The organism is Streptomyces sp. NPDC002057 (genome assembly GCF_040296665.1).
GTDB lineage: Bacteria > Actinomycetota > Actinomycetes > Streptomycetales > Streptomycetaceae > Streptomyces.
In genome coordinates this window covers 48,929-65,447 of the sequence record NZ_JBEOXR010000020.1, presented here as the reverse complement: position 1 = coordinate 65,447, position 16,519 = coordinate 48,929, and the positions used below count along the sequence as shown (strand labels likewise).

Genomic DNA, 16,519 nt, shown 5'->3' with positions numbered 1-16,519 from the left:
CCATCAGAAGTGAGGTGACGGCCCCCATGGCCGAGACCACCACCGCATACGCCGGAAACACCTACATCGCCGACCTCGCGCCCGGCTCACTGATCACCCAGGACGGGCAGATCCAGTGGGCCGGGCTCCTCATCGGGCCCGGCACGCCGTTCGCCGTCGACCGGACCGGCCTCTCGGGCTGGGAGGACCTCCCCGAGTACGACTCCTCCGACGCCGACCGGCCGACCTCGCACGGAGCCTGGCCGGGTTCCCGGTTCGCCAAGCCGCGCAAGGTCGGCGGCACGATCGTGCTGATGCCGGGGTACCAGGAGGTCCCCGAGGCCCTCCGTGCGCTGCGCCAGTCGCTCGCCCTCCTCGACGAGGAGCGCTGGCTCACCGTCCGGCTGCACGGCGAGCTGCTCGCCGTACGGGCCCGGATCGCGCAGCGCGTCGTCCCTGCCGACCAGGGGTTCGCCACCCAGGGCAGCTCCCGCATGTCCGTCCAGTGGCTGGCCTCGGACCCGCGCCGGTACGTCGTCAACGAGCAGACGGTGAGCACCACGGCCCCGCAGCCCGAGTCCGGGCTCGTCTGGCCGCTCACGTTCCCGCTCAGCTGGGGCGAGGCGAAGAGCACGGGTGACGCCGTAGCCGTCAACACGGGTTCCGCGCCCTGCCATCCGGTGATCGTCTTCCGCGGTCCGTGCTCCTCTCCCACCGTCACCGAGCGGACGAGTCGCCGCCGTCTGCGGTACGCGATCGACCTGGCCGCCGGCGACGAGCTCGTCGTCGACACCGGCGCGGGCACGGTCATGCTCAACAACTCCGCGTCCCGTCGGCACACGGCGATGGCCGACTCCAACCCGGAGGAGCTGTTCGCGCTCGAACCGGGCCGCACCGAGCTGTCGTTCCGGCCCGACTGGGCCGCCCCGGAGGCCCAGATGACGATCCACTGGCGCAGCGCCGAGTGGTGACCGGCCCCTCCTGACCTCCCCGGGAACCCGCCGCCGGGGCCCGCGACCGCGCCCGGCAGCACCGCTCACCGGCACCACGGCTCGCGCCCGGCACCACCGGAACCACAGCTCGCACCGCTCGCGCCCCACGCGCCCGGCACCACCGCTAGCGCCCCACGCGCCCCACGCGCCTCCCGCGTAGCCGACGCCTCACGCGTAGCCGAGCCCGCTCTCCCCACCCGATCCCGCCGCCCCGACCCTCACGGAGAGGTGACCCATGACCGTACGCGCCGCTTGGCTCAAGACCACCGGCCAGACCCGCGAGGACACCCGGCTGACACTCGCCGCCCTGCTCACCCCCAGTGGCCAGAGCGCCGAGGAGACCCCGCTGCGCTCGCGGCCGGGCATCGTGCCGGGCGGCTTCGTCCTGACCGCCGGCTCCCCCATGCAGGGCATCGTCGGCACCGGCCGGGCGATCATCCAGGGCAAGGACACCGCCCAGGGCGCCTACCTCGTCGCCGTCACCTCCCCGGAGACCCTCACGCTCGGGGACGGCGACCCGCAGTTCGACCGGATCGACCTCGTCGAACTGGCCGTCGTGGACGACACCTACGACCGCACCGGTGCCACGGACGCGGTGGTGCGCCTGGTCAAGGGCACGCCCGCCGCCACCCCCACCGTGCCGGCGAGCGGCCCGGGGAGCACGATCCCGCTCTACTCGATCCTGGTGCCGAAGGGCACCTCGGCCGGCACCGGCGGCGTCCAGTGGAACACCGCCGCCGTCACCACCCTGCACTGGCCGGTCGTGGCCCTCGGCGGGATCCTGCCCGCGAGCGGCTTCAAGGGCGCGTACGTCGGCCAGTACCGCGACACCGCCGGCCTCCTCCAGCGCTGGGACGGCACGACCTGGGTGTCGTACCCGAAGCCGATCGGCGGCATCGCCCCGTCGACGACGACCACCGGCGGGTACTACGGCCAGTACCGCGACAGCTTCTACGGGCTGCAGCGCTGGGACGGGTACGTCTGGCAGGAGGCCGAGGGCATGGGGTCGATCCTGTTCAGCGCCTCGCAGACGGTGCAGCAGAGCATCCCCTCCGCCACCTGGACCCATGTCATCTTCCAGACCACGGACGTCCAGGACTCGACGGGCTGGAACGGTTCCACCACCTACACCGCCTGGCGCGCCGGCTGGTACCGGATCTCCGCCCACGTCGCCTGGGCCCCCGACTCCTCGGCCGGCATGCGCGGCGCGCGGCTGACGGTCAACGGCGTCGGCGTACCGCGCTGCACCTGGCTCACCCCGGCCGGCGACGGCGCCGTGACGGTCGGCGGCCAGGGCCTGATCAAGCTCGCCAAGGGCAACACCGTCCAGGTCATGGGCTACCAGACCTCGGGCGCCTCGCTGAGGACGCTCGGCGGCTCCGGGTACGCGGGCAACCTCTCCGCCGAGTGGATCAAGGCCTGACCGTTCCGCCCCCTCCACCCCCTCGCCCCACCCTCACATCCGAACGGAGCATCCCCATGAACCTGCGCAGCAGCTGGGTCGCCGAGACCGGCCAGACCCGCGAGGACACCCGCCTCACCCAGACCGGTGCGACGACGCTGACCAACCCCGTCCAGGTCCGCTCCGGCATCCTGCCGGGCTCGTACACCGGCCAGCACCGGCTCTCCGGCTTCTGGACCAAGGGCGCCTCCGCCATGACGGCGACCGTCGCCGAGGGCCGCGCCGTCGTCCAGGGCGAGATCTCCCAGGGCGCGTACCCGGTGGCCCTGCCCGCCTCCCAGGACGTCACCTTCGACCCGGGCGACGCCCAGTACGGCCGCATCGACCTGATCGTCATCCGGGTCTACGACAACCTGTACGACTCCTCGAACCGCAACGAGGCGAAGGTCGAGATCATCAAGGGCGTCGCGGCCCAGGCCCCGCAGCCCCCGGCCGTCCCGGCCCGCTGCCTCGCCCTGTACGAGGTGACCGTCCCGGCCACCGTCAGCGCGGGCAACGGCGGCATCCCGTGGGCCACCTCGCTCAAGGACCTGCGCACCCCGGTCGTCTCCCTGGGCGGCATCCTCCCGGTCGAGGGCCCGGTCTACCCTGGCGCCTTCCCGGGCCAGTACCAGGACTCCGGCGGCGCGCTCCAGCGCTGGGACGGCGGCGCCTGGGTGTCGTACCCGTCCGCGCTCGGCGGCATCGCCCCGGCCGGCGCGGTCACCACCGCCAGCTACACGGGCCAGTACCGGGACACCGCGGGCGGCCAGCTCCAGCGCTGGAACGGTACGGCGTGGACCTCGGCGGTGCCGGGGCCGTACTTCGTCGACAACGGCGACTACGGCGACACCACGTCGACCACCTACACCCCGACGCTCGCGGGGCGCATCACCAACCCCCTGGCGGTCAGCTTCATCGCCCCGCCGTCGCGGGCGATCGTCGTCCACTACGGCTGCAAGATGAAGTCGCGCGACGACCACTACGCCTACATGGCGCTGCGGCTCACCCAGGGCGCCACGGTCGTCAACGACCTGGACGACGAGTACGCGGTCACCGCCGCGAGCACCACCCTGCTCTCGGCCTCCGCCTCGCGCCGGCTGTCCAACCTGACGCCGGGCGCGACCTACACGCTCACCGCCCACTTCCGGATCCTCGCCAACACCCTCGGGCTCAAGGCCGGTTTCGACAACACCTTCATCAAGGTCGACCCGCTTCCGTGACCGCCGCCGCCACCCCACCTCTCCGGGAGACACCATGACCCTGCACACCGGCTGGCTCGCCCCCCAGGGGCAGACCCGCCAAGGCACCCGCCACATCGCGATCGGCGCCACGACCCCCGCCGGTCCGCTCAACGTCCGGTCCGGGATCCTGCCCGGCACCTATGACGGCAAGTACCGGGTCGGCGGCCTGTGGATGAGCGGCAACGGCCCGATGACCGCGACCGTCTACCACGGCCGGGCCGTCGTCCAGGGCCCCGCCGTCCAGGGCGCCTACCCCGTCGTGCTCGACCAGGACACCGTCGTCACCTTCTCCGACGGCGACCCGCTGAACCCCCGGGTCGACCTGGTCGTCCTGCGCGTGTACGACGGCCAGTACGACAGCTCGCAGCGGAGCGAGGCCGCCGTCGAGGTCGTCAAGGGCACCCCGGCGGCCGTCGCGGTGGCCCCGGCCGCGCCCCCGCTCTCGCTGCCCCTGTTCGCCGTCAAGGTGCCGGCGGGCACCTCCGCCGGCTCCGGCGGCATCCTCTGGACGGCGGGCGCCGTCACGGACCTGCGCGTCACCACGACCGGTGTCGGCGGGATCCTGCCCGTCTACAACAACTCGGCCGTGGCCGGCTCGTACCCGGGCCAGTACCAGGACAACGACGACTCGCACATCCTCCAGCGCTGGAACGGCACCGGCTGGGTCGCCTACCCGAGGGAGGTCGGCGGCGTCGCGCCCAACGGCGCGCTCTCCACGGGTGGTTACACCGGACAGTTCCGCGAGGCGAACGGCGTCCTCCAGCGCTGGAACGGCAGCAGCTGGCTGAACTACCACGCCCCGTACGACATCGAGACGATCACCACCGGCGCCACCGCGTCGACCGGCTGGACCCTGTCGTCGTTCGCGGGCCGCCGGGCCCGCTCCGGCGTCGTCACGATACGCGCGAGCATCACCCGCACCGGCGGGGACATCACCGCCAGCGCCATCGGCGGCATCTCCGACACCAACCTGTGCACCCTGCCGGCGGGCTGGGCCCCGAGCGGCACGTTCGAGGCCGTGGCCTCCGACAGCTGGGGCTCCGGCACCGCATCCATCTACAGCTCCGCGCAGATCACGCTGCGCGACTGGACCGGCAACGCCGTCATCCCCAACGGCAGGGTCCTCTACGTCTCCGCCACCTACGTCCTGTAAGGGGGGCCCGCCATGGCACTCGACACTCCCTACCGCGCGATCTTCTGCGACCTGCTGAGCGACCAGACCATCGACATCCTGCCCCTGCGGGACGTCCAGTTCGACGACTACATCGGCAAGGCCGGCTCGCTCTCCGGCACCATCCCGATCCCCGACCGGGCGATCGCCGCCCGCGTCCACCAGGTCGAGGAGGGCCGCACCGCGGTCTACCTGGAGCGCGGCGGCGACCTGTGGTGGGGCGGCATCATCTGGACCAGCACCCTGCAGAGCAACGAGCAGGGGGTGATGTCCCTGTCCATCCAGGCCGCCACCTTCGACTCGTACGCCGGCCGGCGGCGTATCCGCGAGAACATCAGCATCACCACGCCGACGGACCAGCTGGAGATCGCCCGCACCCTCTGGAAGACGCTCCAGAAGAACACCGACGGCAACATCCTGGTCAAGTACGGCGAGGAGCCCCCCTCCCTCGTCAACCGCACCGCGTCCTGGCGCACGGGGGACGAGACCCTCTACTCGGAGGCGCTCGATCAGCTCGCCGCCCTCGACAAGGGCTTCGAGCACCAGATCATGGTCTACCGGGACCCGGTCAGCGGGAAGCGGATCCGCCAGCTCCGGCTCGGCGCCCCCAAGATCCGTACCGGCGCCACCGACCTGGTCTTCGACCGGCCCGGCACGATCCTGTCGTACTCCTTCCCGCGCGACGCGACCCGCGGCGGCACCACCGCCGTGGCGCGCGGCGCGTCCATCAACAACAACGCCGCCGCCGAGTCCCGGCCGCTGTTCTCCGGCGAGAAGGAGTCCCCGCTCCTCGACGCCGGCTGGCCCCGGATCGACCTCTCCTCGGACCACAACGAGATCAGCGACAAGGCCACCCTGGAGAAGCTGGCCGCCAGCGAACTCCTCCAGGCCGCCGGCGCCGTCGTCATCCCCGAGATCACCATCCGGCTCGGCGGGGTGGTGCCGCCGGCGCTGCTCGGCCGCTCCGCGCGGATCCGGATCACCGACGAGTGGCACCCGTCGGGGCTCGACGCCCGCTACCGCATCATCGGTGTCAAGGTACGGCCCCCGGAGCGCGGCCGCCCCGACACCGCCGAGCTCTACCTTGAGGAGGCCTGATGCCCCAGCTGCCCGAGGACATCATCGACCGGCTCACCCAGATGGAGCGCCGCATCCAGGCGCTGTCCACGGCGGTCAACACCCGGCCCGCCATGAACGAGGTCACCGACGGCGCGCTCAACGTCAAGCTGCCGAACGGCACCTCGGTCCTCCAGGTCGGCAAGTGGGACGAGGACGAGGAGAAGCACGAGTACGGGGTGGCGCTCCGCCGCCAGACCGGCGAGCTGGCGCTCGCCCTCTTCAACGGCAGCGGCAGCGCCACCACCCGGCAGGTGCTGCGGCTCTACGACTCGTACCTCCACGAGATCTTCTCCGACGACATCACCGCCGGCGGTCTCGCGCGGCCCTGGCTCGCGATGCTGCCGCCGCAGGACGTCACCCCCGTGCGGTGGCCGCAGACCACCTCCACGGCCTGGACGACGATCGCCCGCTCGTACAACCCGATCTGGCAGCCGCGGATGCGGCTGCAGATGGAGACCCGGGTGGTGGGAACGGGCGCGACCGGCGAGGTCAAGGTCGTCGTCGACAGCGCGACCCAGTTCGGCGCCACCGTCGCCGCGGGCAGCGTCTTCGACGTGACCGACACCCTCGTCAGCGACATGACGACGCGCTTCGGCACCACCGCCAAGATCGAGATCCAGGCCCGGGTCGTCGGCACCGGCACCGTGTTCGCCCAGCCCATGCTCATGTACGGCACCCAGAGTTGAGCCACCCCGCCCACCACGGAGAGGAAACCGCATGATCATCGACCCGGCCCAGCCCTGGGGCGTGGCCATCGACTACGCCGGCCGCGCCACCGTCACCGAAGGCGGCCACACCGTCGACGTCCGCATCTACGACACCACGATGGGCGGCGCGCTGGAGGTGGACCCGATGACCGGCGAGTACCCGCAGGTCTACGTCACCGCCCAGCTCGGCGAGGCCGGCCAGGCCGGTTCCACGCTGCGCGGCAGCGGGCTCGTCATCCTCAACGCGCGGGGCGGTGTCCCGGTCGGCCCCGACCCGGAGGCCGTACGCGACGCCGTGGCGTCCGCGCTCGCCGACTTCGAGACCCGCCGGGCGGCCTACGCCGTGCTCTGCGCCACGTGGGCCCCGACGCCCCCGACGCCGGAGCCGACCCCCGAGCCGGAGCCCACCCCGGAGCCGACCCCCGAACCGGCCCCCGAGCCGGAGCCGACGCCCGCGCCCACGCCCGCCCCGGAGACGGGGCCGGAGACGGGGCCGGAGACGGAGCCGACCCCGAAGCAGGACCCGGACACGGCCCCGGCCCTGTAACCGCCCCGGCCGGCCACCCCGCCGCCGCCCCACCCGTACGCCCGCCCGGCACCTTCGTGCGGGCCTTTTTCATGTCCGGAGGACACCAGAGATGGCCACTCCCCTCCCCGCGGACCGGCTCGTCGCCGCACTCCGCGCCGAAGGCGTCACCGTCGTCGAACACCCCGGCTGGCGCTCCCACAACCGCAACCACACCGGCGCCTGGGGCCCGGTCACCGGCGTGATGATCCACCACACCGTCTCCACCGGCACCGCCTCCTCCGTCGAACTCTGCTTCAACGGCTACGAGGGCCTGCCCGGACCGCTCTGCCACGGCGTCATCGCCAAGGACGGCTCCGTCCACCTCGTCGCCAACGGACGCGCCAACCACGCCGGCGCCGGTGACCCGTCCGTCCTCCAGGCCGTGATCACCGAGACGTACGGCAGCCGGCCCCCGGCCCCCCGCGTCCACCAGGGCAGCCCCGGCGCCGTCGACGGGAACTCCCGCTTCTACGGCTTCGAGTGCGTCAACCTCGGCAACGGCACCGACCCCTGGCCGGCCGCCCAGCTCGACGCCATCGAACGGGTCTCCGCCGCCCTGTGCCGGGCCCACGGCTGGGGCGCCAAGTCGGTCATCGGCCACCTGGAGTGGTCCGACTGGAAGAGCGACCCCAAGGGCTTCGGCATGCCCACCCTCCGCGACCGGGTCCAGGCCCGGCTGGGGAAGGCCCCCGCCAAGAACACCCCCGGCAGCGGCAAGCCCGCCGCACCCCGCCTCCAGCCGTTCCCGGGCACCTCGTTCTTCCGCAGGGAGACGAGCTCCCCGGTCATCACGGCCATGGGCAGGCGGCTCGTCGCCGAGGGCTGCTCCGAGTACACCGTCGGCCCCAGCCCCCGCTGGGGCGAGGCCGACCGGCTCAGCTACGCGAAGTGGCAGCGCAAGCTCGGCTTCCGCGGCTCCGACGCCGACGGCGTCCCCGGCGCCGCGTCCTGGAGCGCCCTGAAGGTCCCGTACACGAAGGCCCCCTGAGCCGGGCCCCGCAACCCCGCAGGAAGGGAGAAGTTCCGATGTCCGATGCCGCCAAGCGCACGGCCCGCACCGTCCTCCAGTCCGCCGTCGGCATCGCCGTCGTGCTCCCCGCGATCGTCGACGCCTCCGGCCTCCCCGAGACCCTCCCCTGGGTCGCCGGGGCCCTGGCCGTCGCCGGCGGACTCACCCGGGTGATGGCCCTCGACGCGGTGCAGAACCTGCTGCCGTCCTGGCTGCGCAGCACCCCGGCCGAGGCAGGTGCCGATGACCGAGCCTGACCCGAACGACCCCGTGGCCGTCGTCCTCGAACTGGAACGGCTCCGCGGCACCCTGGAGGCCGGCTTCGCCAGGGTCGACGGCGCGCTCGCGCTGCTCGTGCAGCGCAGCGACCAGACCGACAAACAGCTGGCCGACCACGAGGCCCGCCTCGACGCCCTCGAACGCGCCCGCTGGCCCCTGACCAGCATCGCCGCGCTCGCCGCGAGCGCCGGAGTGCTCGTCGCGGTCTGGGAACTGGCCGCCCGCTGAGCCGGCGGCCGGACACGCCGAAGGGCGGCCACCCCATGGGGTGACCGCCCTTCGGTTTCGCACTACTTACTGGTTGTACGGACCGTAGTCGTAGTCCTCCAGCGGAACGGCCTGGCCGGAGCCCGAGCCGAACGGCGAGTAGTCGATGTCGTCGTAGCCGACGGCCGAGTACATCGCGGCCTTGGCCTCCTCGGTCGGCTCGACCCGGATGTTGCGGTAGCGGGACAGACCCGTACCGGCCGGGATGAGCTTACCGATGATGACGTTCTCCTTGAGGCCGATGAGGCTGTCGGACTTGGCGTTGATCGCCGCATCCGTCAGCACTCGGGTCGTCTCCTGGAAGGACGCCGCCGACAGCCACGACTCGGTGGCGAGCGAGGCCTTGGTGATACCCATCAGCTGCGGACGGCCGGAGGCGGGGTGACCGCCCTCGGTGACCACACGACGGTTCTCGGTCTCGAACTTCGAGCGCTCGACGAGCTCGCCCGGCAGCAGCTCCGCGTCGCCGGACTCGATGATCGTCACACGGCGCAGCATCTGCCGGATGATGATCTCGATGTGCTTGTCGTGGATCGACACACCCTGCGAGTTGTAGACCTTCTGGACCTCGGCGACCAGGTGGACCTGGACCGCGCGCTGACCGAGGATCCGCAGCACGTCGTGCGGGTTGGTGGCACCCACGGTGAGCTTCTGGCCCACCTCGACGTGGTCGCCCTCGCCCACGAGCAGACGGGCACGCTTCGAGATCGGGAACGCCGTCTCGTCGGTGCCGTCGTCCGGGGTGACGACGATCTTCTTGGTCTTCTCGGTCTCCTCGATACGGACGCGGCCGGCCGCCTCCGAGATCGGGGCGACACCCTTGGGCTGACGAGCCTCGAAGAGCTCGACGACACGGGGCAGACCCTGGGTGATGTCGTCACCGGCCACACCACCGGTGTGGAAGGTACGCATCGTCAGCTGGGTACCGGGCTCACCGATGGACTGGGCGGCGATGATGCCGACCGCCTCACCGATGTCGACCAGCTTGCCGGTGGCGAGCGAACGGCCGTAGCAGAACGCACAGGTGCCGACGGCGGACTCACAGGTCAGGACCGAGCGGGTCTTGACCTCCTCGACACCGGCGCCCACGAGGGCGTCGATGAGCACGTCACCCAGGTCGACGTTGGCCGGCGCGATGACCTTGCCGTCCACGACGACGTCCTCGGCGAGCATCCGCGCGTACACGGAGGTCTCGACGTCGTCCGTCTTGCGCAGCACGTTGTCGGCGCCGCGCTCGGCGATCCGCAGCTTCAGACCGCGCTCGGTGCCACAGTCCTCCTCGCGGATGATCACGTCCTGCGAGACGTCCACCAGACGACGGGTCAGGTAACCCGAGTCGGCGGTACGCAGGGCGGTGTCCGCCAGACCCTTACGGGCACCGTGCGTGGAGATGAAGTACTCCAGAACGGTGAGGCCCTCACGGAAGGACGCCTTGATGGGACGCGGGATCGTCTCGTTCTTGGCGTTCGACACCAGACCACGCATACCCGCGATCTGACGCATCTGCATCATGTTTCCTCGGGCACCCGAGTCGACCATCATGAAGATGGGGTTCGTCTTCGGGAAGTTCGCGTTCATCGCCTCGGCAACCTCGTTGGTCGCCTTGGTCCAGATCGCGATGAGCTCCTGAGTGCGCTCTTCCTTCGTGATGAGACCGCGCTCGTACTGCTTCTGGACCTTCTCGTCCTGCTCCTCGTAGCCCTTGACGATGGCCTTCTTGGCCTCGGGCACGACGACATCGGAGATGGCCACGGTGACACCGGAACGGGTCGCCCAGTAGAAGCCCGACGCCTTCAGGTTGTCGAGCGTCGCCGCCACGATGACCTTGGGGTACCGCTCGGCGAGGTCGTTGACGATCTCGGAGAGCTGCTTCTTGCCGACGGAGTAGTCGACGAACGGGTAGTCCTCGGGCAGCAGCTCGTTGAAGAGCGCGCGGCCCAGCGAGGTCCGCAGGCGGAACGAGTCACCCTGCTGCCACTCCGGCTCGCCCTCCTCCGTGACCGGGGGAACCCAGCCACGCGGAGCGACGGTGCCGACGGGGAAGCGGATGTCGATCTGCGACTGCAGCGCGAGCTCGCCGGCGTCGAACGCCATGATCGCCTCGGCCGTGGAGCCGAACGCGCGGCCCTCGCCCTTGGTGTCACGGAGCTCACCGTCGGTGGTCAGGAAGAACAGACCGAGGACCATGTCCTGGGTCGGCATCGTGACCGGACGGCCGTCGGCGGGCTTCAGGATGTTGTTCGAGGACAGCATCAGGATGCGGGCCTCGGCCTGCGCCTCCGCGGAGAGCGGCAGGTGCACGGCCATCTGGTCACCGTCGAAGTCCGCGTTGAACGCGGTGCAGACGAGCGGGTGGATCTGGATGGCCTTGCCCTCGACCAGCTGGGGCTCGAAGGCCTGGATGCCGAGGCGGTGCAGCGTGGGCGCACGGTTCAGCAGAACCGGGTGCTCGGCGATGACCTCTTCGAGGACGTCGTACACGACCGTGCGGCCGCGCTCGACCATCCGCTTGGCGCTCTTGATGTTCTGCGCGTGGTTCAGGTCGACCAGGCGCTTCATCACGAACGGCTTGAAGAGCTCCAGCGCCATGGCCTTCGGCAGACCGCACTGGTGCAGCTTCAGCTGCGGACCGACGACGATGACGGAACGCGCGGAGTAGTCCACACGCTTGCCGAGCAGGTTCTGACGGAAACGACCCTGCTTGCCCTTCAGCATGTCGCTGAGGGACTTCAGCGGACGGTTGCCGGGGCCCGTGACCGGGCGACCACGACGGCCGTTGTCGAAGAGGGCGTCGACCGCCTCCTGGAGCATCCGCTTCTCGTTGTTCACGATGATCTCGGGGGCACCGAGGTCGAGCAGACGCTTCAGACGGTTGTTGCGGTTGATCACGCGGCGGTACAGGTCGTTCAGGTCGGAGGTCGCGAAGCGGCCACCGTCCAGCTGCACCATCGGACGCAGGTCCGGCGGGATGACCGGCACGCAGTCGAGAACCATGCCCTTGGGGCTGTTCGCGGTCTGCAGGAACGCGGAGACGACCTTGAGGCGCTTGAGCGCACGGGTCTTCTTCTGGCCCTTGCCGGTACGGATGATCTCGCGGAGGCGCTCGGCCTCCTCCTCCAGGTCGAAGGACTCCAGGCGCTTCTGCAGCGCCGCGGCACCCATCGAACCGTCGAAGTACGTGCCGAAGCGGTCACGCAGCTCGCGGTAGAGGAGCTCGTCGCCCTCCAGGTCCTGGACCTTGAGGTTCTTGAAGCGCGACCAGACCTCGTCCAGACGGTCGATCTCGCGCTGCGCACGGTCGCGCAGCTGCTTCATCTCGCGCTCGGCACCCTCGCGCACCTTGCGGCGCACGTCGGCCTTGGCGCCCTCGGCCTCGAGCTCGCCGAGGTCGTTCTCGAGCTTCTTGGCGCGGGCCTCCAGGTCGGAGTCGCGACGGTTCTCGATCTGCTGACGCTCGACGGAGACGTGCGCCTCCAGCGAGGGCAGGTCACGCGTACGACGCTCGTCGTCGACGTACGTGATCATGTACGCCGCGAAGTAGATGACCTTCTCGAGGTCCTTCGGGGCGAGGTCGAGCAGGTAGCCAAGACGCGACGGAACGCCCTTGAAGTACCAGATGTGGGTGACGGGAGCGGCGAGCTCGATGTGGCCCATCCGCTCACGGCGCACCTTCGCGCGGGTGACCTCGACGCCACACCGCTCACAGATGATGCCCTTGAAGCGGACACGCTTGTACTTGCCGCAGTAGCACTCCCAGTCCCGGGTCGGACCGAAGATCTTCTCGCAGAAGAGTCCGTCCTTCTCGGGCTTGAGCGTGCGGTAGTTGATGGTCTCCGGCTTCTTGACCTCGCCGTGGCTCCACTGACGGATGTCGTCAGCGGTGGCCAGACCGATCCGGAGCTCGTCGAAGAAGTTGACGTCGAGCACTATGCGTCAATCCCTCTCAGGGTTGTAAGGCTTGGGGTCTGATACGGGGGTCCTGGGGCCGGCCGGGGACTCAGCGGTGAAACGCCGGGTCCCCGACCGAACTCCCGTCAGACCTCTTCGACGCTGCTCGGCTCGCGCCGGGACAGGTCGATGCCGAGCTCCTCCGCTGCGCGGAAGACGTCCTCGTCGGTGTCGCGCATCTCGATGGACATGCCGTCCGAGGACAGCACCTCCACGTTGAGGCACAGGGACTGCATCTCCTTGATGAGCACCTTGAAGGACTCGGGGATGCCGGGCTCAGGGATGTTCTCGCCCTTGACGATGGCCTCGTAGACCTTCACGCGGCCGGTCACGTCGTCGGACTTGATCGTCAGCAGCTCCTGGAGGGCGTAAGCGGCGCCGTACGCCTCCAGCGCCCACACCTCCATCTCACCGAAGCGCTGGCCACCGAACTGGGCCTTACCACCCAGCGGCTGCTGGGTGATCATCGAGTACGGTCCGGTCGAACGGGCGTGGAGCTTGTCGTCGACCAGGTGGTGGAGCTTGAGGATGTACATGTAACCGACCGAGACCGGGTCGGGGAACGGCTCGCCGGAGCGGCCGTCGAACAGCCTCGCCTTACCGGTCGGGAGCACCATGCGCTCGCCGTCGCGGTTCGGGATGGTGTGGTTCAGCAGACCCGCGAGCTCGTCCTCACGCGCACCGTCGAAGACCGGGGTGGCGACGTTGGTGCCGGGGGCGACCTTGTCGGCGCCGATCACCTGGAGGCGCTGCGCCCACTCGTCCGCGAGACCGGAGACGTCCCAGCCGCGGCTGGCGAGCCAGCCGAGGTGGATCTCCAGGACCTGTCCCGGGTTCATTCGGGACGGGACACCCAGCGGGTTGAGGATGATGTCGACCGGGGTGCCGTCCTCCAGGAACGGCATGTCCTCGATCGGCAGGATCTTCGAGATGACGCCCTTGTTGCCGTGACGGCCGGCGAGCTTGTCACCATCGGTGATCTTGCGCTTCTGGGCGACGTAGACGCGGACCAGCTGGTTCACGCCCGGGGGAAGCTCGTCGCCCTCCTCGCGGTCGAAGACGCGGACGCCGATGATCTTGCCGATCTCGCCGTGCGGCACCTTCAGCGAGGTGTCACGGACCTCACGGGCCTTCTCACCGAAGATCGCGCGGAGCAGGCGCTCCTCCGGCGTCAGCTCGGTCTCGCCCTTGGGCGTGACCTTGCCGACGAGGATGTCGCCGGCGACGACCTCGGCACCGATACGGATGATGCCGCGCTCGTCGAGGTCCGCGAGGACCTCCTCGGAGACGTTCGGGATGTCCCGGGTGATCTCCTCCGGGCCGAGCTTGGTGTCACGGGCGTCGACCTCGTGCTCCTCGATGTGGATCGAGGAGAGGACGTCGTCCTGCACGAGGCGCTGCGACAGGATGATCGCGTCCTCGTAGTTGTGACCCTCCCACGGCATGAACGCCACGAGCAGGTTCTTGCCGAGCGCCATCTCGCCGTCTTCGGTGGCGGGACCGTCGGCGAGGACCTGGCCCTCGATCACACGGTCGCCCTCGTCGACGACGACCTTCTGGTTGACCGAGGTGCCCTGGTTCGAGCGCGAGAACTTGTGCAGGCGGTACGTGATGTACGTGCCGTCGTCGTTGGCGACGGTGACGTAGTCCGCGGAGAGCTCCTGGACGACACCGTCCTTCTCGGCCTTGAGCACGTCGCCGGCGTCGGTGGCGCAGCGGTACTCCATGCCGGTGCCGACGAGCGGGGCCTCGGACTTGATCAGCGGAACGGCCTGACGCATCATGTTCGCGCCCATGAGGGCACGGTTGGCGTCGTCGTGCTCCAGGAACGGGATCATGGCGGTCGCGACCGACACCATCTGGCGCGGCGAGACGTCCATGTAGTCCACGTCCGACGGCTCGACGTAGTCGACCTCGCCACCACGCTTGCGGACCAGGACGCGGTTCTCGGTGAGGCGCAGTTCGTCGTCGAGCGCGGCGTTGGCCTGCGCGATGACGAAGCGGTCCTCCTCGTCGGCGGTGACGTAGTCGACCTCGTCGGTGACCGTACCGTCGATGACCTTGCGGTACGGCGTCTCGATGAAGCCGAACGCGTTGACGCGGCCGTACGAGGCGAGCGAACCGATCAGACCGATGTTCGGGCCTTCGGGGGTCTCGATCGGGCACATGCGTCCGTAGTGGGACGGGTGCACGTCTCGGACCTCGAAGCCGGCCCGCTCACGGGACAGACCACCAGGGCCCAGCGCCGAGAGACGACGCTTGTGCGTCAGACCCGACAGCGGGTTGTTCTGGTCCATGAACTGCGACAGCTGGCTGGTGCCGAAGAACTCCTTGATGGAGGCGACGACCGGCCGGATGTTGATCAGGGTCTGCGGCGTGATCGCCTCGACGTCCTGGGTGGTCATGCGCTCACGCACGACGCGCTCCATACGAGCCAGACCCGTGCGGACCTGGTTCTGGATGAGCTCGCCGACGTTGCGCAGACGACGGTTGCCGAAGTGGTCGATGTCGTCGGTCTCGACGACGATCTCGTTGCCGTTCTCACCGATCGTCTCGGTCTCGCCCGCGTGGAGCTTGACCAGGTACTTGATCGTGGCGATGACGTCGTCGGTGGTGAGCACGCCGGCGTCCAGCGGCTCGTCGGCGCCGAGCTTCTTGTTCACCTTGTAGCGGCCGACCTTGGCGAGGTCGTAGCGCTTCGGGTTGAAGTAGAGGTTCTCGAGCAGCGTCTGAGCGGCCTCGCGGGTCGGCGGCTCTCCCGGACGCAGCTTGCGGTAGATGTCGAGCAGCGCGTCGTCCTGGCCCTGGGTGTGGTCCTTCTCCAGGGTGGCGCGCATGGACTCGTACTCGCCGAACTCCTGGAGGATCTGCTCGGTGGTCCAGCCGAGAGCCTTGAGGAGGACGGTGACGGACTGCTTGCGCTTGCGGTCGATGCGGACACCGACCAGGTCGCGCTTGTCGATCTCCATCTCCAGCCAGGCACCCCGGGACGGGATGATCTTGGCCGAGAAGATGTCCTTGTCGGACGTCTTGTCGATGGAGGAGTCGAAGTAGACACCCGGCGAACGGACCAGCTGCGACACCACGACACGCTCGGTGCCGTTGATGACGAAGGTGCCCTTGTTCGTCATGAGCGGGAAGTCGCCCATGAAGACCGTCTGGGACTTGATCTCGCCGGTCTCGTTGTTGGTGAACTCGGCGGTGACGAAGAGCGGGGCGCCGTACGTGAAGTCACGGTCCTTGCACTCGTCGATCGAGTTCTTCGGCGGCTCGAAGCGGTGGTCGCGGAAGGTCAGCGACATCGACCCGGAGAAGTCCTCGATCGGCGAGATCTCCTCGAAGATCTCTTCCAGGCCGGACTTCCTGGGGACGTCCTGTCCCGACTCAAGGGCAGCCTCGACGCGAGCCTTCCAGGCGGCGTTGCCGAGCAGCCAGTCAAAGCTCTCGGTCTGCAGCGCGAGGAGGTTCGGAACCTCGAGGGGCTCCCTGATCTTTGCAAAAGAGATGCGCAGCGGGGCGGTGCTTGCGCCGTTGTTCGTATTGGTCGAGGCGTTGCGCGAGGCGGCCAAGAGGGGGTCCTTCCGAGGGCTCGGACTCACTACGCGCGTACCGGTCCCCAGCAATGCTTCACGGCAGACTTTTCCTGAGATGACCGAATGGCCAGGTCAGACGGGGTCGGTCCGAGAAGCGGATGCGAAGGTATGCCCCTGGTGACGGGCAGGGGGCAGCTAACAGGCAGCGCAAAGGGTCAGTGTAGCCACTTGGCTCACTGATGTCCAGGGCGAATAATTCGCG

At 69.6% G+C, this 16,519-nt stretch carries 12 protein-coding genes; 10 read left to right on the top strand and 2 right to left on the bottom strand.

The window, feature by feature from the left end:
• Positions 1–26 precede the first annotated feature (26 nt).
• From ABT129_RS17965 to ABT129_RS17920, 10 genes are all read left to right on the top strand, one after another.
• On the top strand, positions 27–950 hold the full coding sequence (locus ABT129_RS17965) for a phage distal tail protein (RefSeq protein ID WP_351901933.1): 924 nt from the start codon (positions 27–29) through the stop codon (positions 948–950).
• A 256-nt stretch (positions 951–1,206) separates the two neighbouring features.
• The gene (locus tag ABT129_RS17960; RefSeq protein WP_351901931.1) at positions 1,207–2,394 is read left to right on the top strand and encodes a hypothetical protein; all 1,188 of its coding nucleotides are present in this window, start codon (positions 1,207–1,209) and stop codon (positions 2,392–2,394) included.
• A gap of 56 nt (positions 2,395–2,450) precedes the next feature.
• Positions 2,451–3,635: a hypothetical protein gene (locus tag ABT129_RS17955; RefSeq protein WP_351901929.1), complete on the top strand. Its 1,185-nt coding sequence runs from the start codon at positions 2,451–2,453 to the stop codon at positions 3,633–3,635.
• Positions 3,636–3,669: 34 nt separating this feature from the next.
• Positions 3,670–4,809: a hypothetical protein gene (locus ABT129_RS17950; RefSeq protein ID WP_351901927.1), complete on the top strand. Its 1,140-nt coding sequence runs from the start codon at positions 3,670–3,672 to the stop codon at positions 4,807–4,809.
• 12 nt (positions 4,810–4,821) lie between these two features.
• On the top strand, positions 4,822–5,925 hold the full coding sequence (locus ABT129_RS17945) for a hypothetical protein (RefSeq protein WP_351901925.1): 1,104 nt from the start codon (positions 4,822–4,824) through the stop codon (positions 5,923–5,925).
• Positions 5,925–6,632 (top strand): hypothetical protein, encoded by a 708-nt coding sequence (locus ABT129_RS17940; protein ID WP_351901923.1) that lies wholly within the window; start codon positions 5,925–5,927, stop codon positions 6,630–6,632. The genes ABT129_RS17945 and ABT129_RS17940 overlap by 1 nt, the downstream gene beginning before the upstream one ends.
• Before the next feature lie 31 nt (positions 6,633–6,663).
• Positions 6,664–7,200 carry an ATP-binding protein gene (locus ABT129_RS17935; RefSeq protein WP_351901921.1) on the top strand — a complete coding sequence of 179 codons (537 nt, stop codon included), beginning with the start codon at positions 6,664–6,666 and terminating at the stop codon, positions 7,198–7,200.
• Between the two features lie 91 nt (positions 7,201–7,291).
• A complete protein-coding gene (locus ABT129_RS17930; protein WP_351901919.1) occupies positions 7,292–8,209 on the top strand; it encodes a peptidoglycan-binding protein in 918 nt (305 codons plus the stop codon).
• A gap of 38 nt (positions 8,210–8,247) precedes the next feature.
• On the top strand, positions 8,248–8,487 hold the full coding sequence (locus ABT129_RS17925; protein WP_351901917.1) for a hypothetical protein: 240 nt from the start codon (positions 8,248–8,250) through the stop codon (positions 8,485–8,487).
• The gene (locus ABT129_RS17920) at positions 8,474–8,737 is read left to right on the top strand and encodes a hypothetical protein (RefSeq protein ID WP_351901915.1); all 264 of its coding nucleotides are present in this window, start codon (positions 8,474–8,476) and stop codon (positions 8,735–8,737) included. The genes ABT129_RS17925 and ABT129_RS17920 overlap by 14 nt, the downstream gene beginning before the upstream one ends.
• A 66-nt stretch (positions 8,738–8,803) precedes the next feature.
• Here the strand turns inward: ABT129_RS17920 and ABT129_RS17915 are convergent, their stop codons facing one another.
• Positions 8,804–12,703 carry a DNA-directed RNA polymerase subunit beta' gene (locus tag ABT129_RS17915; protein WP_148005757.1) on the bottom strand — a complete coding sequence of 1,300 codons (3,900 nt, stop codon included), beginning with the start codon at positions 12,701–12,703 and terminating at the stop codon, positions 8,804–8,806.
• 107 nt (positions 12,704–12,810) lie between these two features.
• On the bottom strand, positions 12,811–16,293 hold the full coding sequence (gene rpoB / locus ABT129_RS17910) for a DNA-directed RNA polymerase subunit beta (RefSeq protein WP_351901914.1): 3,483 nt from the start codon (positions 16,291–16,293) through the stop codon (positions 12,811–12,813).
• Positions 16,294–16,519 lie beyond the last annotated feature (226 nt).